This is a genomic window from Pseudidiomarina aestuarii (assembly GCF_048263735.1).
Classification (GTDB): Bacteria; Pseudomonadota; Gammaproteobacteria; order Enterobacterales; family Alteromonadaceae; genus Pseudidiomarina; species Pseudidiomarina aestuarii_B.
This window is the reverse complement of record NZ_JBLXDX010000011.1, coordinates 1-26,688: the sequence shown is the minus strand read 5'-3', so window position 1 is coordinate 26,688 and position 26,688 is coordinate 1. Positions and strand designations below refer to the sequence as shown.

At 53.9% G+C, this 26,688-nt stretch carries 21 protein-coding genes and 2 pseudogenes; 15 read left to right on the top strand and 8 right to left on the bottom strand.

Features of this window, described 5'->3' with window-relative positions; genetic code table 11:
- Positions 1 to 122 (top strand): annotated as a pseudogene (locus ACN0S4_RS13025) (PA2817 family protein); the annotation flags it as partial.
- A gap of 208 nt (positions 123 to 330) precedes the next feature.
- On the opposite strand, the gene ACN0S4_RS13020 reads toward ACN0S4_RS13025, so the two are convergent.
- The 4 genes and pseudogenes from ACN0S4_RS13020 to ACN0S4_RS13005 form a co-directional block, all read right to left on the bottom strand.
- Positions 331 to 2,412, bottom strand: coding sequence for a polysaccharide biosynthesis protein (locus ACN0S4_RS13020; protein ID WP_417658083.1), 2,082 nt, complete (start codon positions 2,410 to 2,412; stop codon positions 331 to 333).
- A complete protein-coding gene (locus ACN0S4_RS13015) occupies positions 2,402 to 2,953 on the bottom strand; it encodes a sugar transferase (RefSeq protein ID WP_417658082.1) in 552 nt (183 codons plus the stop codon). The genes ACN0S4_RS13020 and ACN0S4_RS13015 overlap by 11 nt, the downstream gene beginning before the upstream one ends.
- On the bottom strand, positions 2,950 to 3,939 hold the full coding sequence (locus ACN0S4_RS13010; RefSeq protein WP_417658081.1) for a UDP-glucose 4-epimerase family protein: 990 nt from the start codon (positions 3,937 to 3,939) through the stop codon (positions 2,950 to 2,952). The genes ACN0S4_RS13015 and ACN0S4_RS13010 overlap by 4 nt, the downstream gene beginning before the upstream one ends.
- A gap of 31 nt (positions 3,940 to 3,970) precedes the next feature.
- Positions 3,971 to 5,083: pseudogene (locus ACN0S4_RS13005) on the bottom strand (IS3 family transposase).
- A gap of 257 nt (positions 5,084 to 5,340) precedes the next feature.
- Between ACN0S4_RS13005 and ACN0S4_RS13000 the strand changes: the two are divergent.
- The 13 genes from ACN0S4_RS13000 (at position 5,341) to ACN0S4_RS12940 (ending at position 20,838) form a co-directional block, all read left to right on the top strand.
- Complete coding sequence (locus tag ACN0S4_RS13000; protein WP_417658080.1) at positions 5,341 to 6,768, top strand: mannose-1-phosphate guanylyltransferase/mannose-6-phosphate isomerase; 1,428 nt, start codon at positions 5,341 to 5,343, stop codon at positions 6,766 to 6,768.
- A 79-nt stretch (positions 6,769 to 6,847) separates the two neighbouring features.
- Complete coding sequence (locus ACN0S4_RS12995; protein ID WP_417658079.1) at positions 6,848 to 7,984, top strand: glycosyltransferase family 4 protein; 1,137 nt, start codon at positions 6,848 to 6,850, stop codon at positions 7,982 to 7,984.
- A gap of 70 nt (positions 7,985 to 8,054) precedes the next feature.
- On the top strand, positions 8,055 to 9,176 hold the full coding sequence (gmd, locus tag ACN0S4_RS12990; protein ID WP_417658078.1) for a GDP-mannose 4,6-dehydratase: 1,122 nt from the start codon (positions 8,055 to 8,057) through the stop codon (positions 9,174 to 9,176).
- Between the two features lie 14 nt (positions 9,177 to 9,190).
- Complete coding sequence (gene fcl / locus ACN0S4_RS12985) at positions 9,191 to 10,174, top strand: GDP-L-fucose synthase (RefSeq protein ID WP_417658077.1); 984 nt, start codon at positions 9,191 to 9,193, stop codon at positions 10,172 to 10,174.
- A gap of 9 nt (positions 10,175 to 10,183) precedes the next feature.
- Complete coding sequence (locus tag ACN0S4_RS12980; RefSeq protein ID WP_417658076.1) at positions 10,184 to 10,981, top strand: ABC transporter permease; 798 nt, start codon at positions 10,184 to 10,186, stop codon at positions 10,979 to 10,981.
- On the top strand, positions 10,981 to 12,339 hold the full coding sequence (locus ACN0S4_RS12975; protein ID WP_417658075.1) for an ABC transporter ATP-binding protein: 1,359 nt from the start codon (positions 10,981 to 10,983) through the stop codon (positions 12,337 to 12,339). Before ACN0S4_RS12980 ends, ACN0S4_RS12975 begins: the two co-directional genes overlap by 1 nt.
- Positions 12,336 to 13,997: a sulfotransferase gene (locus ACN0S4_RS12970; protein ID WP_417658074.1), complete on the top strand. Its 1,662-nt coding sequence runs from the start codon at positions 12,336 to 12,338 to the stop codon at positions 13,995 to 13,997. Before ACN0S4_RS12975 ends, ACN0S4_RS12970 begins: the two co-directional genes overlap by 4 nt.
- 52 nt (positions 13,998 to 14,049) lie before the next feature.
- Positions 14,050 to 15,795 (top strand): glycosyltransferase family 2 protein, encoded by a 1,746-nt coding sequence (locus tag ACN0S4_RS12965; RefSeq protein WP_417658073.1) that lies wholly within the window; start codon positions 14,050 to 14,052, stop codon positions 15,793 to 15,795.
- A complete protein-coding gene (locus ACN0S4_RS12960) occupies positions 15,788 to 16,969 on the top strand; it encodes a hypothetical protein (RefSeq protein ID WP_417658072.1) in 1,182 nt (393 codons plus the stop codon). The genes ACN0S4_RS12965 and ACN0S4_RS12960 overlap by 8 nt, the downstream gene beginning before the upstream one ends.
- Before the next feature lie 15 nt (positions 16,970 to 16,984).
- Positions 16,985 to 18,598 carry an aldolase catalytic domain-containing protein gene (locus ACN0S4_RS12955; protein ID WP_417658071.1) on the top strand — a complete coding sequence of 538 codons (1,614 nt, stop codon included), beginning with the start codon at positions 16,985 to 16,987 and terminating at the stop codon, positions 18,596 to 18,598.
- A gap of 9 nt (positions 18,599 to 18,607) precedes the next feature.
- A complete protein-coding gene (locus ACN0S4_RS12950) occupies positions 18,608 to 19,348 on the top strand; it encodes a 3-deoxy-manno-octulosonate cytidylyltransferase (RefSeq protein WP_417658070.1) in 741 nt (246 codons plus the stop codon).
- On the top strand, positions 19,345 to 20,007 hold the full coding sequence (locus ACN0S4_RS12945) for an HAD family hydrolase (protein WP_279947444.1): 663 nt from the start codon (positions 19,345 to 19,347) through the stop codon (positions 20,005 to 20,007). Before ACN0S4_RS12950 ends, ACN0S4_RS12945 begins: the two co-directional genes overlap by 4 nt.
- A 45-nt stretch (positions 20,008 to 20,052) precedes the next feature.
- Positions 20,053 to 20,838, top strand: coding sequence for a glycosyltransferase family 2 protein (locus tag ACN0S4_RS12940; RefSeq protein WP_417658069.1), 786 nt, complete (start codon positions 20,053 to 20,055; stop codon positions 20,836 to 20,838).
- Here the strand turns inward: ACN0S4_RS12940 and ACN0S4_RS12935 are convergent.
- The 3 genes from ACN0S4_RS12935 to cysD are packed head-to-tail and all read right to left on the bottom strand — an operon-like array spanning position 20,835 to position 24,712.
- Entirely contained in the window at positions 20,835 to 21,917 is a 1,083-nt protein-coding gene (locus ACN0S4_RS12935) for a glycosyltransferase family 4 protein (RefSeq protein ID WP_417658068.1), read from the bottom strand. The two genes, ACN0S4_RS12940 and ACN0S4_RS12935, sit on opposite strands and share 4 nt — an antisense overlap.
- A 33-nt stretch (positions 21,918 to 21,950) precedes the next feature.
- Entirely contained in the window at positions 21,951 to 23,852 is a 1,902-nt protein-coding gene (cysN, locus tag ACN0S4_RS12930) for a sulfate adenylyltransferase subunit CysN (RefSeq protein ID WP_417658067.1), read from the bottom strand.
- Positions 23,852 to 24,712, bottom strand: a complete 861-nt coding sequence (cysD, locus tag ACN0S4_RS12925; protein WP_417658084.1) for a sulfate adenylyltransferase subunit CysD — start codon at positions 24,710 to 24,712, stop codon at positions 23,852 to 23,854. Before cysD ends, cysN begins: the two co-directional genes overlap by 1 nt.
- A 788-nt stretch (positions 24,713 to 25,500) precedes the next feature.
- Between cysD and ACN0S4_RS12920 the strand changes: the two genes are divergently transcribed.
- Positions 25,501 to 26,283 carry a sulfite exporter TauE/SafE family protein gene (locus tag ACN0S4_RS12920; RefSeq protein ID WP_417658066.1) on the top strand — a complete coding sequence of 261 codons (783 nt, stop codon included), beginning with the start codon at positions 25,501 to 25,503 and terminating at the stop codon, positions 26,281 to 26,283.
- A gap of 209 nt (positions 26,284 to 26,492) precedes the next feature.
- On the opposite strand, the gene ACN0S4_RS12915 is transcribed toward ACN0S4_RS12920, so the two are convergent.
- Positions 26,493 to 26,688, bottom strand: a 196-nt coding sequence (locus ACN0S4_RS12915) for an HU family DNA-binding protein (protein WP_417658065.1), incomplete at its 5' end; no start/stop codon positions are given.

The following is a 26,688-nucleotide window of genomic DNA, read 5'->3' as shown; positions in this document are numbered from 1 at the left end:
AGATTGCCGTCTTCCAGCAACTCGAAGAGCGCCGCTACGAAGCCGAGCAGAACGACGAACCGTTCGACTGGAACCGTGAAAAGCAGCTGCTGAGCATGCCGGATGAGGGTGCACGGCACTGATATCAAGCACCAGCCGGCTGAATGGCGGCGAGTATTTGCCCAACTGAGAGGCAATCAAGGCCGCTAATGGTGGGGGCTGAAGCCCCCTTGGGAAGGGAGGTACTCTCACGGAGAGGCTGTTGCAGATCAGATTTAAAATCGCGCCTGCCCAACAGCTGAGCAGTTCAGAAGCTGCCAGACCAGGCCGCCCCTGACGTAACTCTACTTACTACTCCGGCTCCACCCTCCGCTGCTGGTAGATCCAGTCGACGATTTCTCCCTCCGGTACATACCCGCTCACCACCTCGCGAAGCAGTTGCCGCACCTGGGGGTAATCATCGGTTTCCACCGCCTTGAGCAGTTTTGCCAACCGGTCCTTGAGTACATCCCAGTCGAGATATTCCTCATCGGCGCGCATGATCATCGGATGCTCGGTGGGGCTCACGTTGTCGCCGATCAATAGCTCCTCGTACAGCTTCTCGCCGGGACGCAGACCGGTGTATTCGATAGCGATATCCCCGTGCGGGCACTTTTCCGAGCGCACGCTCAGGCCAGACAGATGAATGAGTTTCTCGGCCAGCTCAGCGATCTTAACCGGCTGCCCCATGTCCAGCACAAACACATCGCCACCCTGCCCCATCGAACCCGCCTGAATAACCAGCTGGGCTGCTTCGGGGATGGTCATGAAGTAACGGGTAATCTTTGGATGTGTAACCGTCACCGGCCCGCCCGCGCGGATCTGCTGATAAAAGCGTGGAATCACAGAGCCCGAAGAACCTAGCACATTGCCGAATCGCACCATGCTAAAACGGGTTTTGTTGACGTGATGGACCCCGTCTTTACTTCCGAACAGTACAGGTGCCGGCTCACGGCTCAACGCTTGCAATACCATTTCTGCTACACGCTTGGTGCTGCCCATGACATTTGTTGGACGGACCGCTTTATCGGTGGAAATAAGCACAAAATTGGAAACGCCGGCCTGCATAGCCGCCTGCGCTGTATTAGCCGTACCGAGTACATTGTTCATGACGCCTTCGGCCACATTGTGCTCAACCATTGGTACATGTTTATAGGCAGCTGCGTGATAAACAGTTTGCACACCCCAGGTACGCATCACATCCAGAAGCCGGTCTGTGTTACGGATAGAGCCGAGAATTGGGACAAGCCGCGTGGGAAGTGCTTCGCGGCCGATACGCCGCTCCAACTCGAGATGAATGCTGTAGAGGTTGTACTCAGTATGTTCGAACAACAACAAAACCGCCGGCTGAATAGCAACTATCTGCCTGCACAGCTCTGAGCCAATGGACCCACCGGCCCCGGTTACCATCACTACCTGGTTTCTGATGCACTTCTCCAGCAGGTCTTTGACGGGGGGCACAGTATCCCGCCCAAGCAGGTCCGCAATGTCCACTTCCTGGATGTCATCGACCTGGACCTTGCCACTTGCCAGGTCCATGAATCCCGGGACGCTCCTTACATGGAGCGGATGGTACTCAAGCATCTCAAGTATTTCTCGACGGCGAGCGCGAGTGGCAGAGGGAATAGCCAAAAGAATCTCAATCGCTCCTGTGTCTTCTACCATCTGGCCGATGTGTTTGGCGGAATACACGAGAAGTCCAGCAATAGACCGATTGTACAAATTGGGATCGTCGTCGATAAAAGCGACCGGGCGCATCACCCGCCCTAGCCTAAGGGCCGCCACCAATTGATTTCCTGCCGCTCCGGCACCGTAGATGGCAACTTTCGTCAGCCCGGCATCTCGAGTTTTGAATTTGCTCAACGACGTGGGTGTAAACCAATTACCCATAAAGTAATGGCGCATTACGAGCCGCAGCCCACCGATGAGCACGAGACTCACCCACCAGTAGTTAAATACCATGGACCGCGGGATTAGTTTTGGCGTATCGGTATACCAATAAATGGCAAGCGATAACGACAGAGCTGAAAGTGAGACAGCTTTAACGATGGTCATCAGCGCGTCATTACCGAAATAGCGCATGACGGCACGATACATGCCCAAGCGTACAAAAAATGGAATCGAAACGACCGGGGCTATAGCGAATAACCAAGCGTGGCCGCCAAATGGTTCTGCAAACGCGGCATTACCAAGGCGGACATAGAACGCCAGCCATAGGGCCAACCAGACCAGCAAAACGTCCACAGCAACCTGAATCAGGCGCTTCTGCCGCCGCGGTAAACGAACCAGATGGGTTCTCAGTTTTTCAGCCAACCTAAGCATAAAAGTAATGTTCTTCGGCGAATGGGCGACACAGAACCAGACATGAATCAAGCTAGCAAGGTTAGTCGACAATTCGATCTCCAGTGCCCCCACCACTTAGAGTCTGGACGACATATTTCACGTAAGTCGCCAGCGTAAGGCTCGAGATCATCTTTTGATCCATTTCAGCAAGCAATGCTGGGGTCGACATGTCTACCCCTCGCACTTGCGCGAGCCCGGTGATGCCGGGTCGAACCGTATACACTCCGCGCTTGGCGCGCTCCTTAGTGAGCTCCTGCTGATTGAACAAACCCGGTCGAGGCCCTACCAAGCTCATTTCGCCCTTGAGCACGTTCCACAGCTGAGGCAATTCATCCAGCTTGGTCCTGCGCAAGAAACTACCAAATCGAGTGACCGAGGAACTGCTGGCAAGATGAGTGGGTACGGACGCGGTGCCTTGCGCCATGGTCCGAAATTTAACCAAGGTAAAAGGTTGCTGGTGCCGCCCGACACGCACCTGGCGAAATATTGGTGACCCCGTATCAAACATACCGATAATCGCCAGCACTATAAGCACCGGCGCACCAGCAACCAGCCCTAGAAGGGAAAACACTATATCGAACAACCGAATCACACGCGGCCTCCCTGGCTTGAGGTCACGAAACAGCGACGGAGGCCTTCCTCAACGGAGTGCCGAGGCTGCCATTCGAGCAGCTCGCGCGTCTTTGTGATATCCACTTGGAGCGAGCCCAGCAGTCGATGGGCCAAAGCACGTTTGCCCAGTAGCGTAGCACCGAAGCTGAGAACCCTGGTTGGAAGGGGAATCAGCCGTGCGCGCTTGCCCATCGCCATGGCCAGGCTACGGACCAGCTCGGGGGTCGACAGATCCTGCCCATCGCCGGCGAGGAATACCTGATTAGCGGCAGCGGGATGATCAATGCAGCGAACAATTAGATCGACCAGATTGTCGATGCCTACCAGCGAGCGCTTATTGTGGATGGAACCGAATGGAAGCGGAATCTCTTTCTCGACCAACTTGATCATGCTCCCAAAATTTCCTTTGACGCCTCGCCCATACACAAGCGGGGGGCGAATAATGACGACCTCCATGCCGGTTCTGGCGGCCAGCTGACTCAACCCTTGCTCAGCCTCCAGCTTGGAAAGCCCGTATGCATCCTCCGGCGCAGGCAAATCATCCGCTCGGAAAGGCTCGCCCAACACCGTCGCCTCACCATTGACCTTGATGGTGCTGATAAAGACGAATCGCTTCAAACCTACAGATGCAGCCTGCTCTGCCAACTTAAGCGTGCCAACAACATTCACGTCCCGGAACGCGGAGAGCGGGTCCACTTCCGACTCATGCATCACGTGGACACGTGCGGCGCAGTGGACGACCACATCAACACCACTGAAAAGCACAGGTTCTAACGATGCTCTTGTTAGATCGCCAAGACTGATGTGCTCAATGTCCGCCTCGATGGAGTCGCCGCTGTACCAATCGGACTCAGTGGGGGGCAATGCTCGGACGGCCGCAAGTGCGGTCCAGTGGCGCTGCTTCGCTAAGCGAAGCACCAAAGCCCGGCCAACGAAACCATTCGCCCCGGTGACCAAAACCCGCATTCATTTCTCCTAGATTAAGCTAAAGAGGGTTCTACCCCATTACCACGGACGATTCAAAAAGGGGCAGCAACTTTAGATCTTGCCAAGTGACTCTACGACGCATCCGTGGGTTATGAAACAGCTCGCTGTATTCGAACAAATCCGCCCATGCCTCATCATGAGTTCGATGCTACTAATGGACAACGCGCTCCCGCTTGAGCCGACCGAAGAAACCTGCAAGCTGCGTTGTCGCTGCAATGCCGACGGCACTCATGCTACAGGCCTGCGTGTTGCCATTCAGAAAGCGCTGGTAGTTTCCCCTGGAAATTGGCTGCCGCGATTCGAATGCATATCACCGACCAGTCATCGTGGCACTGCCAGATCGCAGCGCCTCACGGCTGGAACCACCATCCGCCAATCCTGGCGGTGAGGCATTGGCAGCCGATCACGCATCACGCATATGAAGAGCTTGCCTTTCAGCGTGGCTAATTCGTGATCCCCGTGATCCACTTGCGCTCCGCTTCCTGCGCGGTGAAATTGCGCTCCAGTAGGGCCTCACGCCTGCTGGATGGCCGCTGGCGACTCTCTCAAGCCGCCTCTTCTGACGTTGACCAGCCTCAAATTCGCTCACCCGCCAGCGGACAAGCAACGCGGTTCAGGCAGACCGTTTTCGAACAGTACTTCGTGCATCCATGGCGCTCCGATCACACGTCTCCTTTCTCACTCTCCCGTATGCCTCTCACCAGACGGGTATTCTCTGAGCATCTGGGCTTGGCTCGCGATCCTGTCAGGCGTGATAGCCGATGGCAGAAACTTCAGGCAATGGCAGATCAGTCGTACCAAGTACTCGTTGCGGTAGCGCTGAACCACCGTGTACCGCTCGATGACTCCTTGGCATAGTACGCTGCTGCGTCTCTTAAAAATCACGTTCTTGATAACTCGGGCCAGCACGCGCTTGAAACGGGCAAGCCTCATCCCGCTGGTTTCCTATCTCAGGAGGGCTTTATCTGTGCCTGGCTGCGCCTCTCCAACCCAGCGTGTGAACGGTGGGGAACAACAACCCATTCTCCAGGGTCACCTGTAGGCAGCTAGACCCTAAAAGACGAACCATTTCGATGGGTTCCCGCCTGAATTCGGGGATGTTTTTACGCTTGGACACGAACATTCCTACAGCTCGGTGTGAGCCTCCTCGAAAATGCCGGTGCTAATGGAATTGAGCCTTGCCCCCCCGCCAGAAAGAGGAGCGGGATGCTTCGCGGGGCTCGTCCGTCAGGCCTATCCGAGTTATGATTACTGGCTCACAGTTCTTGCCAAGGCTTTCGAAGCACAAAGGCAGCGAAAACGTCACCTTACAAATTTAAATCGGCCTCGAAGATCAGCATTAACGCTCAAAGTAATTTTAACTTAAGGATGAGAGACGTTTTGTATCCGATAATCATATGCGGCGGTGCTGGCAGCCGCTTGTGGCCAGAATCGCGCGAGAAGCATCCCAAGCCGTTCCTGCCTTTACCTGATGGCCAGTGCTTGCTTGAAAAGACATTGCTTAGAGCCACGCGAATCTCGGGTGGCAAAAATGTCCTGACTGTTACGAATGAAGAGCTTCTATTCATCACCGAAGATATTTATAAGGAAGCTCAGCCACCAGAAACTTGCGGGCTGAACTATATTCTTGAGCCCACTGGTCGTAATACAGCCGCTGCCATTGTCAGCGCAGCGCTATACATGCTGCGACGCTACGGGCCCGCCACCACTATGCTGGTGATGCCTGCCGACCATCTGATCCAAGATGAAGAGGCTTTCGCCCAAGCGGCTTATCAAGCTCAACAGCTAGCAGAGAGTGGCCTTCTGGTTACCTTCGGCATACGGCCCACCCATCCAGAAACGGGATTTGGGTATATCGAAGCCGATACCAGTAACAATCTCGAACATGGCATGCGGGTTAAACGTTTTGTGGAAAAGCCGGACCTAGTCACCGCGCGCACCTATTGCGAAGCCGGAAATTTCTACTGGAACTCTGGCATGTTCTGCTTCCAGGTAGACACGCTGATCAGCGAGATGAGGTGCTACGCTCCAGAAGTACTGGATGCTGTACAGGCCACCCTTGCAGCTTCTGAGTTCCAGGACAACGAACGACGACTTCGCCTAGACGCCGACAGATTCAGTAAGGTCCCGGCTATTTCTATTGACTATGCCCTAATGGAACGCTCGGAGCGAGTAGCCACCGTTCCATGTGAGATCGGTTGGAGTGATATTGGCTCTTGGTCGGCTATGGGCGAGCTTATCGATGCCGATCCGCAGGGCAACCGTCTATCAGGTGAAGCTATCTATCATGAAGCGATCAACAATATCGTCCATAGCCCTGATCGTCTGACAGCGCTCGTTGGCGTGCAGGATCTAATTGTGATCGACACAGCGGATGCCCTGCTAATCGCTCATAAAGAGCACGCCCAAGATGTCAAGCACATCGCGAACCGCCTTAAGCAAAGCGGGCACGAAGCCTATCTCACGCATCGAACCGTACATCGGCCTTGGGGTACCTACACTACGCTGGAAGAAGGTGAGCGCTTTAAAATCAAGCGAATCGTTGTAAAGCCAGGCGCGTCTCTCTCCCTGCAGATGCATCATCATCGCAGTGAGCACTGGATAGTAGTCAGCGGCGTCGCGCTGATCATCAATGGAGACAGTGAATTGACGCTCAACAGCAACGAATCAACCTTTATTCCCGCAGGGCATAAACACCGTCTCGCCAACCCAGGCGTTATCGATCTAGTGCTTATTGAAGTTCAAAGCGGCGATTATCTCGGAGAGGATGACATAGTTCGATTCGACGACAGATACGGCCGTGCTTAAACAACCCGCTTACCCTGCAGTCTAATACCGGTCGAATGCGTACCGTGTCCGGCGATATGACGAGCAAGATACTGCCGAAATGAAAGTTTTGCACTTTTACAAGACCTATTACCCTGACTCAATCGGAGGCGTCGAGCAGGTCATTTTTCAGATCGCCACCGGTGTTGCTGACCTTGGCGTTAGCACTAAGGTGCTATCGCTTAGCTCTCGCGCTGAACAACAGCCGGTCGACCTTGGGAGTCACATGGCTTACAAGGCCAAGCTGGATCTTCAAATCGCGTCCACCGGCTTTTCGCTGGCAGCCTTGCGCATGTTCCGTAATTTGGCTCGAGAAGCCGACATCATTCATTATCACTTCCCGTGGCCCTTTATGGATCTCGTGCACTTGGCGAGCCGCCTAAACAAACCTAGCCTAGTCACCTATCACTCCGATATTGTGCGCCAGGCTACGTTGTTGCGATTTTATCGCCCTGTAATGCACCGCTTCCTCCGCAGCGTCGATGCCATAGTTGCGACCTCGCCCAACTACTTGCAAAGCAGCCCTGTACTGCGTCAGCACCGCGACAAGACCCGGGTAATCCCTATCGGTTTGGACAAGATACCCTATCCGATACCCTCACATGCCACCCGAGAAAAATGGCGGCAGCGTTTTGGCGAGCGTTTCTTCCTATTCGTTGGCGTGCTGCGCTACTACAAAGGCCTTCACATATTGCTGGAGGCCATGAAGAGTGCGCCGTATAAACTGGTAATCGTAGGTGCCGGCCCGGTGGAGCAAGAGCTTAAAGCGCAGGCGGAGCGCGACGGTCTAGACAATGTTTTTTTTGTAGGTGCGGTTTCGGACGAAGACAAGGTTGCCCTACTGAATCTCTGCTTTGCCGTCACCTTCCCGTCCAATCTGCGATCAGAGGCATTTGGTATTTCCCTGCTGGAAGGAGCCATGTACGGAAAACCGATGATCTCCAGCGAAATAGGCACCGGCACTAGTTACATCAATATTCACAAAAAAACAGGACTAGTCGTACCTCCTAGCGATCCGCCCGCTTTCAGAAGGGCCATGGACCAACTTTGGCGAAATCCAGAGCAAGCTAAGGAGATGGGATATGAAGCGGAAAAGAGGTATTGGGAGCATTTCACGGCCAAGCATATGGCAGAGGCTTATAACGACCTCTATATACAATTGCTTGATGAACGAATAGGGCAGCAAGTTACATACTGAGCACACTGAGCTAATCGCTACATCTTCATTTATTGATCGGCCAAGCATAGGCCAAATAAGGAAAGACAGCATGACCCGTAAAGTTGCACTCATTACTGGCGTGACCGGACAAGACGGCGCCTACCTCGCTCGCTTTCTGTTGGAAAAGGGCTACGAAGTCCATGGCATTAAACGTCGTGCTTCCTCCTTCAATACCGACCGCATCGATGACCTTTATCAAGATCCGCATACTAAAAACCGCGACTTGATTCTGCATTATGGCGACCTCACCGACACGAGCAATCTGGTGCGCATCATTCAGCAATGCCAACCGGACGAGATTTACAATCTCGGAGCCCAGAGCCATGTCGCGGTTTCCTTCGAATCGCCTGAGTACACCGCAGACGTCGACGCAATGGGCGCTCTACGCATTCTCGAAGCCATCCGCATCCTCGGCCTGGAAAAGAAGACCCGCTTCTATCAGGCCTCGACCTCGGAGCTCTATGGTCTGGTGCAGGAAATCCCGCAGAAGGAAACTACCCCCTTTTACCCACGCTCGCCCTACGCGGTGGCCAAGCAGTTCGCCTTCTGGATGACCGTCAACTACCGCGAGGCCTATGGCATCTATGGCTGCAATGGCATCCTGTTCAATCATGAGTCCCCGCTGCGTGGCGAAACCTTCGTTACCCGCAAGATTACCCGCGGCCTTACCCGCATCGCTGTAGGCCTGCAGGAGTGTCTATACATGGGCAACATGAACGCCTTACGCGACTGGGGGCATGCCCGCGATTACGTGGAAATGCAATGGCTCATGCTGCAGCAGGACAAACCCGATGACTATGTCATCGCCACTGGCCGCCAGTACTCGGTTCGTCAGTTCATTGAAATATCGGCCAAGGAGCTGGGGGTCAGCATCGAATGGCGCGGCGAGGCCGAGGAAGAAGTTTGCGTGGTCGTCGACGTGACCAACGAGGCCGTTACCGGCATGAAGGTCGGTGACATCATCGTTCGCGTTGACCCGCGCTACTACCGCCCGACCGAAGTTGAAACCCTGCTTGGCGACCCCTCCAAGGCCAAGCGTGATCTCGGCTGGGAGCCGAAGATCAGCTTTGAGGAGCTGGTGGCCGAAATGATCAGCGAAGATCTAAAGCTGGCGCAGCGTGATGCACTGGTCGAGAAGAGCGGCTACAAGATCATGTCCTACCACGAGTAAGAGGGGAACCCAATATGCACAAGCTCCCCCTGAACACCCGCATCTACGTGGCCGGTCATCGCGGCATGGTCGGCTCCGCCATCGTACGCAAGCTCCAAGCCGAGGGTTACCAGCACATCATCACGCGAACCCACGCCGAACTGGACCTGACCTCGCAAGAGGCAGTCCAGGCATTCTTCCAGGACAACCCGGTCGACTACGTCGTGCTGGCCGCCGCCAAGGTCGGCGGGATACACGCCAACAACGAATATCCGGCCGATTTCATCTACGAAAACCTGATGATTGAATGCAACGTCATTCACCAGGCGTTCACGGCCGGGATCAAGAACCTGCTATTCCTCGGCAGCTCCTGCATCTACCCGAAGCTAGCCAGCCAGCCCATGCAGGAAAATGCCTTACTGACCGGCATGTTGGAGAGCACCAACGAGCCCTATGCGGTGGCAAAGATTGCCGGTATCAAGCTGTGCGAGTCGTATAACCGACAGCATGGCACCAACTATCGCTCGGTGATGCCGACCAACCTCTACGGCCCATATGACAACTATCATCCGGAGAACAGCCATGTCATTCCGGCGTTGATCCGCCGCTTCCACGAAGCCAAGCAAAACGAGGCCGACGAAGTGGTGATCTGGGGCACAGGTACGCCCATGCGCGAATTCCTGCACGTCGACGACATGGCCGCCGCCTGCCTTCATGTCATGGATATTGATGTCGAGACCTATCGGGCAAACACGCAGCCCATGCTGTCCCATATCAATGTAGGCACCGGCACCGATGTGACCATCCGCGAGCTCGCCGAGCTGCTTGCCGAAGTCGTGGGCTATAAAGGGAAAATCACCTTCGATAGCAGCAAGCCAGATGGCACGCCGCGAAAATTGATGAATGTCGACCGCCTAGCAGCTCTCGGCTGGCAATCTCAAATTGGCCTGAAGGAAGGGCTGCAGTCGGCTTACGGATGGTATGTCGAGCACCTGGGCCATGAAGCAATCCGCCTTTGAGGCAATCCGATGCTGTTAGCATTCTTGCGTGACCTTACCCGGCTCAAGGGAGTTATCCTTGAGCTGGCTAAACGCGATTACCAACAGGCCAACCAAGGCTCGTATCTCGGTTTCATCTGGAACTATCTGCAGCCGCTGCTGTACATCGGCGTGTTGTACGCTGTATTCACCCTGGGTTTTCGCCAGGGTGCAACGCAGGACGGGCTGCCGTTCGGCCTCTACCTGCTCAGCGGAATGGTTTGCTGGCTGTATTTCGCAGGGAATCTCAGCAGCATCAGTAGCGTCATTAGGGCCTACAGCTTCCTGGTAAAAAAGGTCGACTTCAGGCTAAGCATACTGCCGTTCGTAAAGCTGCTCAGCTCCTTACTACCGCACGCGCTCCTGCTGGCGCTCTTGATACTGGCAGCGGCTCTGAATGACTTACAACTCGGCCTACACACCCTGCAATTGCTGTACTACTACTTTTGCATGGCATGCTTACTGATAGGAGTTGGCTGGATTACCTCGTCAGCCAGCCTTTTCATCCCCGACATCCGTAACTTCGTTGGCCTCGTTACTCAGTTTGGGCTCTGGCTCACTCCCATCTTCTGGAGCACCAATCAAGTACCGCAACCCTATCAGTGGCTTGTCAGCATCAACCCGGTAAGTTATTTGGTAACCGGCTATCGTGACAGTCTGTCGGGCAACCACTACTTCTGGGAGCGGCCGCAGGAAAGCCTGATTTTCTGGGGAACTACGTTGGTCTTACTAGCCGCAGGCACCGCCGTATATCGCCGCCTTAAACCGCACTTTGCCGAGGTGGTCTGATGCTGCCTGTAGTTATCTCACTTAAAGGCGTATCCAAGTTCTACAAGCTCTATCAAGCGAACAAGGACCGGCTTAAGGAAGCGTTGCATCCCCTCGGCAAAAAATATCACCGAGAATACTATGCCATTCGCGCCCTGAACCTTGAAGTAAGACGTGGAGAAATCCTGGGCATTGTCGGCCGTAACGGCTGCGGCAAGTCGACGCTGCTCAAGCTGGTATCAAAAGTACTTCAACCGAATGAAGGTGAAATCCGCGTATCGGGGCAAGTTACTGCACTGCTCGAACTGGGTGCTGGCTTCAACCCCGAATTCACCGGCCGGGAAAATATCCGCTTCTACTCGACGATCTTGGGTCTTTCTACCAAGGATATCGAGCAGCTGACCCCGGCCATTATCGAGTTTGCCGAGCTTGGCCAGTTTATCGACCAGCCCGTGAAAACCTACTCCAGCGGCATGAAGTCGCGACTGGGCTTTGCCGTTGCCGTACATGTTGAGCCGGATATTCTAATTCTCGATGAGGTTTTGGCCGTCGGCGATGCGGCCTTTAAGCGCAAGTGCTTTGCAAAAATGGAGGAGTTCTTTAAGGCCGGGAAAACGGTGCTGTTCGTATCTCACGACGCTAACTCGGTGAACAAGCTCTGCACCCGCGCCGTGCTACTGCATGGCGGCAACATCATCCTCGACGCCGAACCAAAGGATGTGACACGCTTCTACGAAAAACTGGTGTACGCCAAGGAAAGCGACCACCCAGCGGTGCTCCAGGAAATCGCGGCGTTCCAACAACAGGGCCCGGCACTGCTTCCGGCTCCGAATGGCCAGGAAGACGACGCGGATGCACCGGTTGAGGCAGAGCCGGATAAAGCTCGGTTGAAGCCCTATTACCTTCCCGAGCTCGTGTCCAAGTCCGCGCTGACCTACCCCACCGACCGTGCAGAGATCATCGACCCGCACTTCACGACGCTGTCGGGGCAACGGGTGAATGTGCTGGTCAGCGGGGAAGAGTATCTCTACACCTACAAAGTGGCTTTCAAGGAAGCTGCCAGGCAGCTGTCACTAGGCATGCAGTTCAAGGACATGCATGGAGTGGCGATAACCGCTGCCTCGCTCCACTACGACCCGCTCAGACTGATTGAGCAGGTACCTCGAAATTCGTCGCTCGAGGCCTCGTGGCGCTTCACCTGCAACCTGCTGACAGGCCATTACTTCAGCAACGCTGGGGCGGCCGAGGTGATCGATGGCGAACCTGTATTCATAGCCCGGGTTGTCGATGCGGCGGTCATCAAGGTGATCGCCGACGAGAAGAGCATCGTGCGTGGCACGGTCGACCTGGGACAAGCCCTTGAGGTAGAAGCCTTGTGATCAAGCCCATGCAAGACGATCAACTGATCTTCATGATATCGCTGCCGCGCAGCGGCTCCACACTGCTGCAGAAGATCCTGGGCGGGCATAACGACATCTATACCCGTTCCGAGCCCTGGTTGATGCTCCACCCTCTTTATGCGTTCAAGACCGAGGGCATTCAGACCCGTTACAACGCCGAATTGGCGGTCGCCGGTGTACAGAACTTCCTGCAGGAGCTTCCCGCCGAGGATGAAAACTACTACTCCTCGCGGATCCGTGACTGCTATCTCTCGCTCTACGCACCCTACCTTAATGCGAGCGGGAAGAAGCGCTTCCTCGACAAGACTCCGCGCTATTACGAAATCTTCGACGAGCTGCAGAAGACTTTCCCACGCGCCAAGTTCATCATTCTCTACCGGAACCCGCTGGCAGTCTTCGCCTCGATCCTGGAAACGTGGGTAAAGGGTAATTACGAGAAGCTGAAGAACTACCAGGGAGACTTGTATACCGGGGTCGAGTTCCTGCAGCGGGACTTCACTGCCTATGCCAACACCCATGTAATCAGGTACGAAGAGCTGCTGCTGAACCCAGAGGGCGAAACTGAAGCTCTTTTCGACTTCCTGGAGTTACCCAATCAGCCCGACTGTATTGATTACGGTCGCCATAAAGGCGAGCGCTGGATGTACGGGGATCCGGAGACAGTCTACGAGAAAAATCGCCCTGATTCGCAGCATATCGACGCTTGGCACAAACAATTACTCATTCCGGAGCACCGAAAGCTATTGCTCGATTATTTGCAATCTTTGGGACGGCTTGGGTTCGAGCAGTTGGGATACAGCTTTGACACCGCAATGAACGCTTTTGCCAGTTCCGAGACAGATGAGTTAGGGGACTATTCGAAAGAAGCCCTATCGCTTGCGAATCTACTGCTGACAGAAAACGAGAATGCTCAGCGCATTCAACAGCGCAATGTGAAGCTGCAGCAGGAAATTCAAGCCAATGAGGAACGCTGGCGGCGCGCCCAGCAACCGCTGGGAGACGCCGAGGCTGAACATCAGAAGAGCCCTGGCCAGATCCAGGACCTCACCGCTCGTATTAGGGACCTTGAGGCCCAGTTGAAATCCGCTAACTTGCAGATTCGGAGCCGTGAGGCACAACTAGCCAGTCGCGATGACCAGATTGGTATTCGAGATGCTCAGCTCCAGAAGCGAGACGAGCAGATCAGTCTTCTCGCAGTGCAACTTCGTGAGCGCGATCAGCAGATCGATATCCGCGATACACGGATCACAGAACGCGATAAGCAGATCAACCAGCGAGACGCTTTTCTTAACGAGCGAGATGGACAGATCAGTAAGCGAGATAATCGAGTTGCCGAACTTACCGAGCAGGTTAAGCATACCTACCAGCAGTTGACGAACTTGGACGACGCGCTGCGGCAGCAACAGGCCAAGTTAGCCAAATATGAGACCCTCGCTCTTGAGAGCAAGATGAAGGTTGAAGAAAGCTTCCAGCAGTCGATGCAACTTGAAAGTAGATTGAAGCAACTGGTCGGGTCCGCGGAAAAACTGACTGCCAAGAGTGCGCTTTTCTCTCCGTGGCACAAGCTAAATGCTTATAGAGAATTGCTCAGAAACTTTGTGGAGGTTCGAAAGTTCATGCGCAACAGAAAAAATTAACTTTCGATTACCAATTATTCGCATGCCTCTATTGAGAGAAAAGGGATGTTCAATGGGTGACTTTGTTTTTAGTGTGGTAACACCTTGCTTCAACTCTGAGCTTTATATTGCAGAGACAATAGAGAGCGTACTATCGCAAAGTGGCCCGTTCAGAATTCAGTATATAATCGTCGATGGCGGATCGACGGACTCGACCTTACAGATCATTGAAGGGTACCAGCATCGAATCAAATCCGGTCGCTATTCCAGAGTCAACCTTGGTATAAGCCTGGAAGTGGTGTCCGAACCGGATCAAGGGATGTACGATGCCCTCGCCAAGGGTTTTTCGCGTGTCATGGGCGATGTTTGTAGCTACATCAACTCGGATGATTTCTATCTGATCAATGCCTTCAGGTCGATTCACTCTGTTTTCTTACACTATGAAAAGATGAATTGGCTGACCGGGATTCCAAATGTTTACAACTCTATCGGCTCAAATATAAAGAGAGCCACCCCATTCGAATATCGTCGCGATTTTATTCGAAAAGGTGTGTACGGTCGCGAACTGGGCTTTATCCAGCAGGAAAGCACTTTCTGGAGAAGCTCCCTGCTTAAGCAGATAGATACGACTCGCTTGGGTAAGTTCAAGTTTGCCGGTGACTTCTATCTCTGGCACGAGTTTTCGAAGAAAAACAAACTTTGGATCGTGGACTCCATTGTATCGGGGTTCAGGACCCACCCTGGCAACAAGAGTGCTGACTTGTTTTCTTATAAAAAAGAATTTGACTCCATAGTATCTGAAGCCATGAGCCTCAAAGATAAGTTTGACCTTTTTATGCATAAGCGAGCTTGGAAACAGCCAGAAGAGCAGAAAGCGAAGCTCTCGCAAACATTCATATCTCTGAGCGATCCGAAGTTGCAGGAGAAGTACAGAACGTTGCTGGGCGAGAGTGGTAAGCCCGCTTCTGAGCCAAGCGAGTACGACACAGTGCCAAAGCACAAGCCATACATATCTATGGTGATTGGAAGCTTCAACAGGCTCGAGATGCTCAAGATTTGCATCGCAGCAGTCAGGGATGAGCTTCAAGATAAAGCCAGTGAGATCATTGTGGTCGACGGCGGATCGACTGACGGCACAGTCGAATGGCTGCTGAAGCAGAAGGACATCATCACGATCGTCCAGCACAATCGAGGTGAGTGGAACGGCAAGCCGATTGAAAGAAAGCCTTGGGCATACTTCATGAACTTGGCCTTCAAAGCTTCATCGGGGAAATTCGTGTGCATGCTCAGCGACGATTCATTGATCATCCCTAGTGCAATTAACAATGGCCTTGCGCTGTTTGAAGAGCAGCTAAGTTCGGGGCGTAAGCTCGGAGCTGTTGCGTTCTACTTCAGGGATTATCCATTGCGCAAGAAGTACGCGGTTGCCGTTAATGTAGGTAATCTTTACGTCAATCATGGCCTGTATCTAAAGACCGCCCTGGACGAAGCTGGCTATATAGATGAAAACTACCATTTCTATTTCGCAGACACTGATCTTGTGCTGAAGATAAAGGAAAAAGGCTACGAATGCATTGCGTCACCGACCTCTTATGTAGAACACTATTTTGAGGCGACGCCAGAGATTCGCGCTAGTAACAATGACACTAAGAAAGAACAGGACCGGCTTCGACTTATCAATAAGTGGAAAGGCAAGGCCTATCCTGATGAAGAATACGCGAAATATCTGAAAACGGTAGGTTATTGGGACTATCATACGGAAGACTTCGTTGACGAGCACAACACCATCGCGAAGTTGATGGGCGCAGAAAATGATTGACCTCGAACAGGTTTTGCGCGCAGATAAACACCTGCTGGATACCCGCTCGAAGTTGGGGCGGAAATGGAATTTCCTCAGTGCCGCTAGGGACCTTTTTCTCACATGCTTCAAATTCCCAGAGAAAAGGTCTGGGCATTTTCTGTTCTTCCGCAGTTTGGAGCGCGCAGATTACAAGGCGCTTTTCAATGGGATCGCCTCGGTTGTCCCTGATCAAGAGAAAGTAGTGATCGAGGATTATTATCGCCGTACCACCAAGATCGCCCCACGGGCATTTATACTCCTGCTGGTACTACTGCCGAATTTTTTTATGTTAAAGGCTGACTCCTTTTTCGAGAGAATATATCTCTATCTGAGGCTCTGTTATTACTATAGGGTGGTCGCCGCTGTCTCTACCATCAAGTTTGAGGCCTTGGTGCTTTTTGCGGACATGCAGCCAGTTGAGTGCCTGTTGGCGCAGTATTTTCGTGAGCGCGGAAAGAGCACTGTCACTCTTCAGCACGGTTTGTATGCCGACTACGGCAACTATCCGACTATCAACGTGATTAATTACCTCCACCAGCCGTCCGAATATTTTTTGGCGTGGGGGCGAGATACTGCAGATCTTATTTATAAATCTGGAGTAGGACGAAAGGTGGTTATCTGCGGTAAGCCCATTGTAGCCTTGGCCTCTCCGACCCAGCCTGCGACGAAGGGCATTGCGGGGGGAAATTACTTTACCGTTATCTTGGATCAGAACATATTCCAGCCGCAGAATTTCGAAATGCTCAAGATCATGATTGAGTACTCAAATGCCTCTGGATTGAAAATGAATGTCCGCTACCATCCTGGGAATAACCGTAAGTTATATGAAAGACTTAACTATAATTACTTCTCTGATCTTGATTTGAGCGAGTCCGTTTTTGTGGTCGGACATACCTCGTCCATGATGCATGAAATGCTGCTCATAGGGATACCTGTTTTTAAGTTTGACTCTGAGATTCCCTGCGTGAAGATGCCCAGCGAACTAGTTTTCGGCTCCCTGGAACAACTAAAAGCCTTGATTAACAACATTGATTATGTGGACTTTAAATCGCTAGCACAGGATTACATCGCATTCTTTGGCGATGAGTCTTTAAAGTGCTATGAAGATTTTTTTTCAAACCTCAAAAGTGGCAAAAACATACCAATTTATTGAGATGGCGCGCCTTTCATGAAGAATCAAATTACATTTTTGGATTGCACACTTCGCGACGGCGGCTATTACAACTCTTGGAACTTCGAGACTAACCTGATCAATGAATACCTGCAGGCCATGGCGGCGCTGGGCGTTCATTGCGTCGAGCTGGGTCTGCGCTCGCTGCGTAATGACGGATTTCAAGGCGCCTGCGCTTTCACCACAGAGGAGTTCGTAAACTCCCTTGAGATTCCGACGAGTCTTACCCCAGGGGTTATGATCAACGCGGCTGAACTAGTTTCGCGTGGTGCGGATCTTGAGTCTGCGCTCGAGCGCCTTTTCCCCGTGGATGCCACAGTGTCGCGCATTAAGCTGGTCCGGATTGCATGCCATGTACATGAGTTCGCATCAGCACTGCCGGCCAGCGCTTGGCTGAAGCACAGGGGTTACATGGTGGGTTTCAACCTGATGCAGGTCGCCGACCGTTCCCAGAGCGAGATCGAAGTGCTGGCTGAGGAAGCTAGCAGGTGGCCCTTGGATGCCCTGTATTTCGCCGACAGCATGGGCAGCATGTCTCCGGATCAGTGCTCGCAGATCATTGGCTGGCTTCGCAAACACTGGACTGGAGCACTCGGCATCCACACCCATGACAATATGGGGCTTGCGCTACAGAACAGCCTGCGTGCGCTGGAAGATGGAGTCACTTGGCTCGACGCCACTGTTACTGGCATGGGACGTGGACCGGGCAATGCAAAAACGGAATACCTGGTTCTGGAGCTTGCCGAACGCTTTTCCCTCAAGCCCAACATCACGCCTCTTATGGGCCTGATCCGACGTTTCTTCCTGCCCATGCAACAGCGGTGCGGCTGGGGAACCAATGCTTATTACTACCTGGCCGGCAAATACGGCATTCACCCAACCTACATCCAGGAAATGCTGGCTGACTCCCGCTACAGCGAAGAGGACATCCTGGCAGTAATTGAGCACCTGCGTATCGAGGGCGGCAAGAAATATAGCGCCGACACCCTTGATGCGGCTCGCCATTTCTATAGGGGCACACCCCGTGGCAATTGGCAGCCGAATAGCGTTCTAGAAGGCCGCGAGGTTCTAATTCTCGGTACAGGACCTGGTGTGGCCAACCACCAAGTCGCGCTCGAAGAATTCATCCGCAAAAGAAAACCATATGTACTGGCTCTCAATACGCAGCTGGCAGTCAGTGCAGATTTGATTGATGCACGGGTCGCATGTCACCCCGTACGGTTACTGGCGGACTGTGTCGAGCATACACGCCTGCCCCAGCCCTTGATCACGCCCGCCAGTATGCTCCCGCAAGACGTGCAGGAATCACTCCAAGGCAAAGAGTTGCTCGATTTTGGCTTAGGGGTGCAGAAGGACACTTTTGAATTCTCCAGTAGCTATTGTGTTCTGCCCAATGCCCTGGTGATTGCCTATGCCCTAGCCATTGCCAATAGCGGGAAAGCCTCACAGATCTTCCTTGCGGGATTTGACGGTTATGGGGCAGATGACCCTAGGACACGCGAAATGCAATTGCTGCTAAGCAGTTACATGGAGCAAGAGGGGCATGTACAGATTTGCTCCATCACTCCTACTCGCTACACAATCTCTTGCAAGTCTATTTATGGTCTCTGAAACGTCACTATGAAATCTGCCGTCATTATCCCCGCTCGCTACAGATCTTCTCGCTACCCGGGTAAGCCATTGGTTCCACTGCTAGGTAAGCCTATGATTCTTTGGGTTGCCGAACTTTCGGCCAAAGCCGTTGGTATCGACTCCGTTTATGTAGCAACTGACGACGAGAGAATTGCAGAAGTTGTAAGAAGCGCTGGCTTTACCCCTCTAATCACCAGCACTGAAGCTCTGACCGGTACCGATCGTCTAGCAGAAGCAGCTAGACAAATCGAAGCAGATATCTTTATCAATGTTCAGGGTGACGAACCCACTCTCAACCCGGCTGACATCTGCAAGGTTCGCGATAAGAAAGTTGAAAACCCTCACGCAATTATCAATGCATACTGCTGGCTCAACGCTACAGAAGACCCCGACAACATAAATATTCCAAAAGTAATTACCAACGAAAACGACCAACTAGTCTATATGTCTCGGAAAGCACTGCCGGGATACAAAGACATCAGTAATGCACCCGTCAGATTCAAGAAGCAGGTTTGCATATACGCCTTCACCCGCGAAGAGCTTGAGTCCTTTCAGGCCTTTGGCAGGAAAAGCACTCTCGAAGCTTGCGAAGATATAGAAATCCTACGCTTTCTTGAGATGGAGAAGACCATCTTGATGGTCGAGTCTTCGGGGGGAAGTCTAGCCGTAGATGTACCAGATGACGTGCCTCCTGTAGAGGCCGCGCTGCTTAGGGTACAAGCCTTGTGAATATCTGTGATTATCAGACCTTAGTTTTCGATTGCGACGGAGTGGTACTCGACTCCAACAAGGTCAAGACCCAGGCCTTCTACAATGCGGCACTGCCCTACGGCAAGGCCGCCGCCCAGGCGCTGGTCGACTACCACGTGGCCAACGGTGGCATCTCCCGCTACCGCAAGTTCGAATACTTCCTCGATACGCTGGTGGCCCAGCACACCCATAACACTGCCGGCCCGGGCCTGCAGAGTTTGCTGGACGCCTATGCCGAAGCCGTGCGCCACGGCCTGCTCAAGTGCGCAGTGACGCCTGGACTGGCGCCGCTACGCGAGGCAACCCCGGATGCCCGCTGGCTGATCGTCTCCGGCGGCGACCAAGCCGAGCTACGCGAGGTCTTCGCCCAGCGCGGGCTGGCGCAGATGTTCGACGGAGGCATTTTCGGCAGCCCCGCGAGTAAGGACGAGATCCTCTCCGGCCAGCTGGCCAGCGGCAACATCCGACCCAAAGCGCTGTTCATCGGCGACAGCCGCTACGACCATGTCGCCTCGTCCGCCGCGGGCCTGGACTTCCTGTTCGTCACCCGCTGGACCGAATTCCCCGGCTGGCAGGCCTACTGCCAGGAGCATGCGCTGACCTGCCTGCTGGCCATCGAGAACCTGCTGGATACTTAATCAACCATTGCCCCCCGGCAATGCCGGCATGAAGACTTGGATTCGATGAGCATTGCACTCAGCGTCATTATGATCGTCAGGAACGACAGGCTGCGCTTCCGCCGAGCACTCGCCACCGTACTGGCGCAGAAAACCGAGGAACTTGAAATCATTGTGATCGACGGCGGATCGATCGATGGCACACTGGACGAGATAGAGGCCCACCGAAGCCAGCTTCACTACTGGGAGTCGGGCCTCGACAAAGGCATTGCCGATGCCTTCAATCGCGGCATAGCGCAGGCGCGCGGCGAGCTGATCGCCATCCTGAACAGCGACGACACCTGGGAACCCGACACTCTGCGCCTGGTGCAAGAGGCACGCAGGCAGAATCCGGATGCCTCGGCGCTCTGCGGTGCGGTGCGCTACCTGGACCCGGCCAGCGGCTATAGCTACATCCGCTATCCCGACCTAGGCGCGCTTAAGTACCGTATGTGGATCTTCCATCCTTCGCTGTTCGTCTCCCGTGCCGCATACGCACGGGTGGGCGGCTATGAACCGCATTACTCGCACGCCATGGACTCAGAGTGGTGCCATAGGGCGCTGGCCCAGGGGGAACAGTTCACCGTCGTTCCTGCCATACTGGCGAACATGTCGCTCGGTGGGCTGAGCGACCGCGACTCCATCATAAGCTTGCAGCAGTACCGCGACTCGGCCATCCGCAATGGCCTGTGCAGCCGGCTGGAAGCTTGGAGCTATTATGTATTCTTTCTCGGCTTGAAAAAGGCGATGCAGTTGCCACTGCTAACCCCGCTCAAAAGGCTGCGTGACCGCTTGATGCGGGGAAGCGACTAGTTCGACTGCAGTAAATCAAGAGTATGCTGAGCCGCCATCTTCCAGTCGAAGCGAGCGAGCTGCTCGGGCATCCGAGCAACGCACTCGGCGTAGGCATCTCGATCGGTAAGCAGTCGTTCAATACCGGCTCGGATGCTCTCGACCTGCAACGGGTCGACCAGGCAACCTGCGCCGCCAGCGACTTCCGGCATGGAGCTGCAATTGGCAGTGACGACCGGCACGCCGAACTGGAAGGCCTCGAGAATCGGCAGGCCGAAGCCCTCATAGAGAGAGGGCAACAGTAGTAGCCTGGCATGCGAGTATAGATAGCCAAGCTCGCCCGCGCTGACAGCCCCAAGGGCAACCACATCCGCCCGAATGCCTAGCTCCTCGACCCACTGTTCGAGGTCGACCAGCCAGCCATGCCCACCCGCCAGCACCAGGGGGTAAGCCGATCTCAATGTGGCCGGAAGTTGCGCATAAGCTTCGAGCAAGCGCCGAATGTTCTTGCGCGGCTCGGGCGTGCCAACGAACAAGAGATACTGCTGTGGCAGAGGGCGGGCAAAGGCTCCCGCCTTCAGGCGGGTCACTCCACAGGGTATTACCCGAGTCTTGTCCCGGGTAGCAGGGAAATAGCGTTCGAGATCGCTGCGACTGGACTCGGAGATGGTGATGATGCGCGCGGCCTGGCGCAGCGAGGGTGGCATCTGCAGGCGCTCGGACCAGTACTGAAGACGCTTCATCGTTTCGGGGAAGCGTTTCCAGGTCAAGTCGTGGATCGTCACGACCGCCCGTACGGATGAGGGCATGAACAGCGGCAGGTGATGGCGCGGCGACCAGAACACATCGATTGCGTCACGCCTAAGCTGACGCGGTACGCCAACCTGATACCAGAAGTGCTCGGCCAGCGTGCCGGTGCGCCCGGAGAGGCGCACGGTAACATTCGGTCGCTGCGCGAAGGGCGCTTGGAAGGTCTGGTCGCAATAGAGAAACCAGTGCGCATCCTCTGCCTTGGTGAGGATATTTAACAGCTCAAAAGAATAACGGCCTATTCCAGATAGAGGCCTACTGAGAGGCCTACAGTCTACTCCAATCTTCAACAGCGAAGTCCCTGCATTAGGTTTCGAATAAACTTATATGGCGTCCAACAAGTTGCTTATTACTTTGTTAAGCTCTTTATTTGTTCCATCCACCTTAAATTGAGGACTGACTGGAACCTCATAAGGGCTATTAATCCCAGTCATGTTCGGAAGTTTACCATTGCGCGCTTTCTTATATAAGCCTTTTGGATCACGCTGCTCGCACACATCCAGAGGCGTATCTACAAATACTTCTATAAAGTTAATCTCGCCAATTAATTCACGCGCCATTTCCCGTTCTGCCCGGAAGGGACTGATAAAGGCCGTCATTACTATCAGCCCGGCATCCATCATGAGTTTAGCCACTTCGGCCACTCGGCGAATGTTTTCTACGCGGTCGGCGTCAGTAAAGCCTAAATCTTTGTTCAGCCCTTGACGCACGTTGTCACCGTCGAGGATGTAAGTGCGCTTTCCCTGTGCATGAAGCTCTTTCTCCAGGGCGTTGGCGATAGTGGATTTACCCGAACCAGAAAGTCCGGTGAACCAGATAACCTTACCTTGGTGGCCGTTGAGCCGCTCCCGGTCTTGGCGGCAAATACTCAAAGCCTGACGATGCACGTTTTGCGCCCGCCTTAAGTTGTGCCGGATCATCCCGGCAGCGACCGTGGCGTGGGTGTATTTGTCAACCAATATGAATCCGCCCAAGGTGCGCGATTGGCCATAGGTGTCGAAGACCAGTGGTTTGCTCAGCGCTAAGTTGGCGACAGCAATGTCGTTGAGCTTTAGTTCCCGGCAAGATTCCTGAGCTTGGGTATTAACGTTTATACAGTACTTTAAATTGGTAATGCTGGAGCCGGCCCATTGGTTGGCCAGCTTAATCTCATAGGTTCTGCCTGTCAGCCCAGGCTCGTCGGTCATCCATACCAGATCGGCTTCGAACTGGTCGGTCATCTCTAATGGTTGGTCGACGCAGGCTAGCACGTCGCCTCTTGAGGCATCGACCTCCCGGTCCAATACTACGGTTATGGCATCGCCTGCATTGGCGGTGCCCAGATCCCCGTCGGCGGTCACCATGCGCGTGATCTTAGCTGTCTGCCCGGATGCGGTTACCCGCACTTCATCTCCTATGGCTAGCTGACCTGAAGCCAGCGTACCGCTAAAGCCTCGGAAATCGGAATTGGGACGATTGACCCACTGCACCGGAAAAACCGTTCTGGACTCTGCGGCAGGATGAGCGTCGATGGTTTCCAGGCAGGCAATCAGGGTTGGGCCTAGGTACCAAGGCGTTTGCGCTGAACGCGTAGTAATGTTGTCGCCCTTGAGAGCCGACAAAGGGATCGCAGTGATGCTTTCGAACGCCAATGATTCAGCCAAAGTGTGGAAAGCAGACCGAACGGTATCGAATACCTGGGCGTCATAAGCCACTAGGTCCATCTTGTTGATGGCGAGGATGATATGCCTGACCCCCACCAGAGATGCCAGATATGCGTGTCGCCGGGTTTGCGTCACAACACCCTGACGTGCGTTGACAAGCAGCACCGCGACGTCAGCCGTGGACGCCCCGGTAATCATGTTGCGGGTGTACTGTTCATGTCCGGGGGTGTCAGCCACGATAAATCTGCGACGAGGCGTGGAGAAGAAACGGTAGGCCACATCAATGGTGATGCCCTGCTCCCGCTCCGCTGTCAGCCCATCGACGAGCAAGGCGAAGTCAATATCGCTACCTTGGGTACCGTGGTGCTTGGAGTCGGTCTGCAGCACATTCAACTGGTCGTCGAATATCTGTTGCGACTCCCAGAGGAGGCGACCAATTAGCGTGCTTTTGCCGTCATCTACACTGCCGCACGTGATAAAGCGCAGCAGGTCTTGGCTTTCCTGCTGCTCCAGCCATTGGGCTACCGTAGTTGTTGTGTGCGTCAGCACCTCCGGGCGAGTGTTCTTTTTGAACCGCGCCATCAGAAGTAACCCTCCTGTTTCTTCTTCTCCATGGAGCCGGCACTATCCTTATCAATTTTGCGTCCCTGTCGCTCAGATTGGCGGGTATGGATGATTTCCAGCAGAATGTCCTCCAGCGTTTGCGCCTCGGACTCCAACGCACCAGTGAGTGGGTAACATCCAAGCGTACGAAAACGCACTTTGCGCATCTGGATTTCTTCGCCCGGCAGCAACCTACAACGCTCGTCGTCGACCAGCATGATCATCTCTGACCGCACCACCACGGGCCGCAGCTTGGCAAAATACAGCGGTACCATGGGGATATTTTCTAAATAGATGTACTGCCAGATATCGAGCTCTGTCCAGTTTGATAGGGGGAACACCCGGATACTTTCATCCTGGCTTTTTCGGGTGTTGTAGAGATTCCATAGCTCAGGGCGCTGGTTCTTTGGGTCCCAACGGTGGGACCCACTACGGAATGAGAAGACGCGCTCCTTGGCTCTGGACTTTTCTTCATCGCGGCGCGCACCGCCAAACACAACATCAAATTTGTGTTTATCCAACGCCTGTTTGAGCCCTTCGGTTTTCGTAATTTCCGTATGTAGGGCCGAGCCATGGTCGAAGGGATTTATATTTTTTTCGATGGCGTCGTGGTTAACGTGTATCAGAAGATCCATGCCGCTTTCTCGAGCTATGAAGTCGCGAAACAGATACATTTCTTGAAACTTCCAGCGTGTATCAATATGCAGCAACGGGAATGGCGGAAGTGAGGGGTAGAACGCTTTGCGAGCCAAGTGAAGCATGACTCCACTGTCCTTTCCAATTGAGTACAGCATTGCCGGATTTTGAGCTTCGGCGACCGCTTCACGAATAATATGCATGCTTTCCGCTTCAAGACGCTTAAGGTGCGGAGATAGTCGAGAAGCTGGCTGACCAGATAATGTATCAAACCCGTTGAACTTGAGACTTGTGGGCAACACTGGCGAGTAGACCTGTGGGCAAAGGTGGACATCGGGTATCGCGATGGTCTCTCGCAGCAGGGCTACCAGAGCACCATGGGGAAAGACAGCAATGGGTTTACCGACATGTTGCCGCAGCGCCGCCAATGCTCTGCAAATCGTCTCCAACTCGGCATTTTGTAACGGCACCCAGAACCGACCGCCCCTGGCATCGTTCGCATGGAGGCAAGGGTTGCCGCTAGGTAGTGGACTGAGTTGTGCGAACAGCACGCGATTCCGCTGCTTGCGCGCTTGCCCTATGGCCCAAGCCAGCACAAGCCCGTTCGCTGCGCAACCGCGCTCATCCCGCAAGTCACCTTCGACCAACTCCTCTGGCAGCAGCCCATACGTGTTCAAGCGCCGCTCAGCCGTACGCTTGGTGCCGGCTTCGCCGCACGCACTGAGATATTTGAATGCATGCTCCATGTCCCACACTTGCTGGGCCTCAAGCCTCTTCAGAGCATCGTTAGACGATGTCGCAATCTTATCCATTTACGAATTTACCCGAGCAGAACCCAAATGATATGATGGGAGAGCGAATAAAATCACAGAAATGCGCATTATGCGACAGCAAATGAGTTTATTTCCTTACTTATCTATTGCCAATTGTTTTGCCGGCGACGCCGCAATCATGGCCCTTTATCAAGCGGGCAGTGCGGTTTTGATGCCGCATGATTGATATTGCCTATGCCTTGGCCGGAGCCCTGACCGGGTTTACTGTAGGTGTGACTGGGGTCGGTGGTGGCGCGCTAATGACGCCAATCCTGTTGTTGCATTTTGGGGTGTCGCCGACAACTGCAATCGCGACGGACTTGTGGTTTGCAGCCATCACCAAGATTGTCGGGGCGCGTGTTCATGGCACGAGTGGCCAAGTGGACTGGCAGGTAGTTAAGCGCTTATGGTTAGGTAGTCTGCCTTTGGCCCTGTTCGTCGTAGTGATCGTCACCTTGGGGGCTGAGATCACCAAAGCGGACTGGCTGACCAAGGCAATCGGCATAGTTGTCCTAATAACAGCATTTGGCTTATTGGCCGCCCCAAAATTATTGGCCTACGCCCGAAGAAGACGACTGAGCCAAGCTGGTCGCTTCCAAGCGATGCAACCTGTACTGACTATAGTTTCAGGCGCAACCTTGGGACTGTGCGTTGCTTTGACCTCTGTGGGGGCCGGGGCACTTGGCAGTGTAATACTGCTATTTCTTTATCCACTGCGGATGACTCCACATCGCCTGGTGGCGACCGATATCGTGCATGCTATTCCGCTAGCTGTAGTTGCCGGTATTGGTTATCTATTTGCTGACATGGTCGATTGGTGGATGCTGGCTAGCCTACTGACTGGTTCGATCCCTGCAGTGTTGCTGGGGAGTTTATTGGCTGGAAAGATTGCAGGGCGATGGATTCAGATCTTATTAGCGGTAGCTCTGGCAATCGCAGGAATAAAAGTGCTTACGTCATAGCTCGCTTAGCGCAACCTGCAATGAAGTAGCCGGGCGAATTGCGAACCTTGGCGACTTACTACGGCTTCCTTTGCCCGCAGAATCTGTTCCATCAAACCAGACACTAGAGGTTAGCGTGATCGCTATGCAGACGGGCGGGACGCCCCATTCTTAATCGGCAGCAGAAAAGATGAGCGGGCTAAACTGGTCATTTGCACGACGACGATCGCTCAATCATTCACCCGATCGCGCAACTCCTTCCCTGGCTTGAAATGCGGGACGAATTTTCCGTCAAGGCTGACGGATTGGCCGGTTTTGGGATTGCGGCCTACGCGGGGGGCGCGGTAGTGCAGTGAAAAGCTGCCGAAGCCACGGATTTGAATTCGACCTCCGCTTGATGGCTGGTGTGACATTTGCTCAATCAAC

Coding starts and splice junctions, on each gene's coding strand:
- ACN0S4_RS13010 (WP_417658081.1), bottom strand. CDS start 3,939: ATGCGGGTTTTGGTCACCGGGGCGAATGGTTTCGTTGGCCGGGCTTTG.
- ACN0S4_RS12940 (WP_417658069.1), top strand. CDS start 20,053: ATGAGCATTGCACTCAGCGTCATTATGATCGTCAGGAACGACAGGCTG.
- ACN0S4_RS12920 (WP_417658066.1), top strand. CDS start 25,501: ATGATTGATATTGCCTATGCCTTGGCCGGAGCCCTGACCGGGTTTACT.
- cysD (WP_417658084.1), bottom strand. CDS start 24,712: ATGCATATTATTCGTGAAGCGGTCGCCGAAGCTCAAAATCCGGCAATG.
- cysN (WP_417658067.1), bottom strand. CDS start 23,852: ATGGCGCGGTTCAAAAAGAACACTCGCCCGGAGGTGCTGACGCACACA.
- ACN0S4_RS12950 (WP_417658070.1), top strand. CDS start 18,608: ATGAAATCTGCCGTCATTATCCCCGCTCGCTACAGATCTTCTCGCTAC.
- fcl (WP_417658077.1), top strand. CDS start 9,191: ATGCACAAGCTCCCCCTGAACACCCGCATCTACGTGGCCGGTCATCGC.
- ACN0S4_RS12955 (WP_417658071.1), top strand. CDS start 16,985: ATGAAGAATCAAATTACATTTTTGGATTGCACACTTCGCGACGGCGGC.
- ACN0S4_RS12960 (WP_417658072.1), top strand. CDS start 15,788: ATGATTGACCTCGAACAGGTTTTGCGCGCAGATAAACACCTGCTGGAT.
- ACN0S4_RS12965 (WP_417658073.1), top strand. CDS start 14,050: ATGGGTGACTTTGTTTTTAGTGTGGTAACACCTTGCTTCAACTCTGAG.
- ACN0S4_RS12975 (WP_417658075.1), top strand. CDS start 10,981: ATGCTGCCTGTAGTTATCTCACTTAAAGGCGTATCCAAGTTCTACAAG.
- ACN0S4_RS12995 (WP_417658079.1), top strand. CDS start 6,848: ATGAAAGTTTTGCACTTTTACAAGACCTATTACCCTGACTCAATCGGA.
- gmd (WP_417658078.1), top strand. CDS start 8,055: ATGACCCGTAAAGTTGCACTCATTACTGGCGTGACCGGACAAGACGGC.
- ACN0S4_RS12980 (WP_417658076.1), top strand. CDS start 10,184: ATGCTGTTAGCATTCTTGCGTGACCTTACCCGGCTCAAGGGAGTTATC.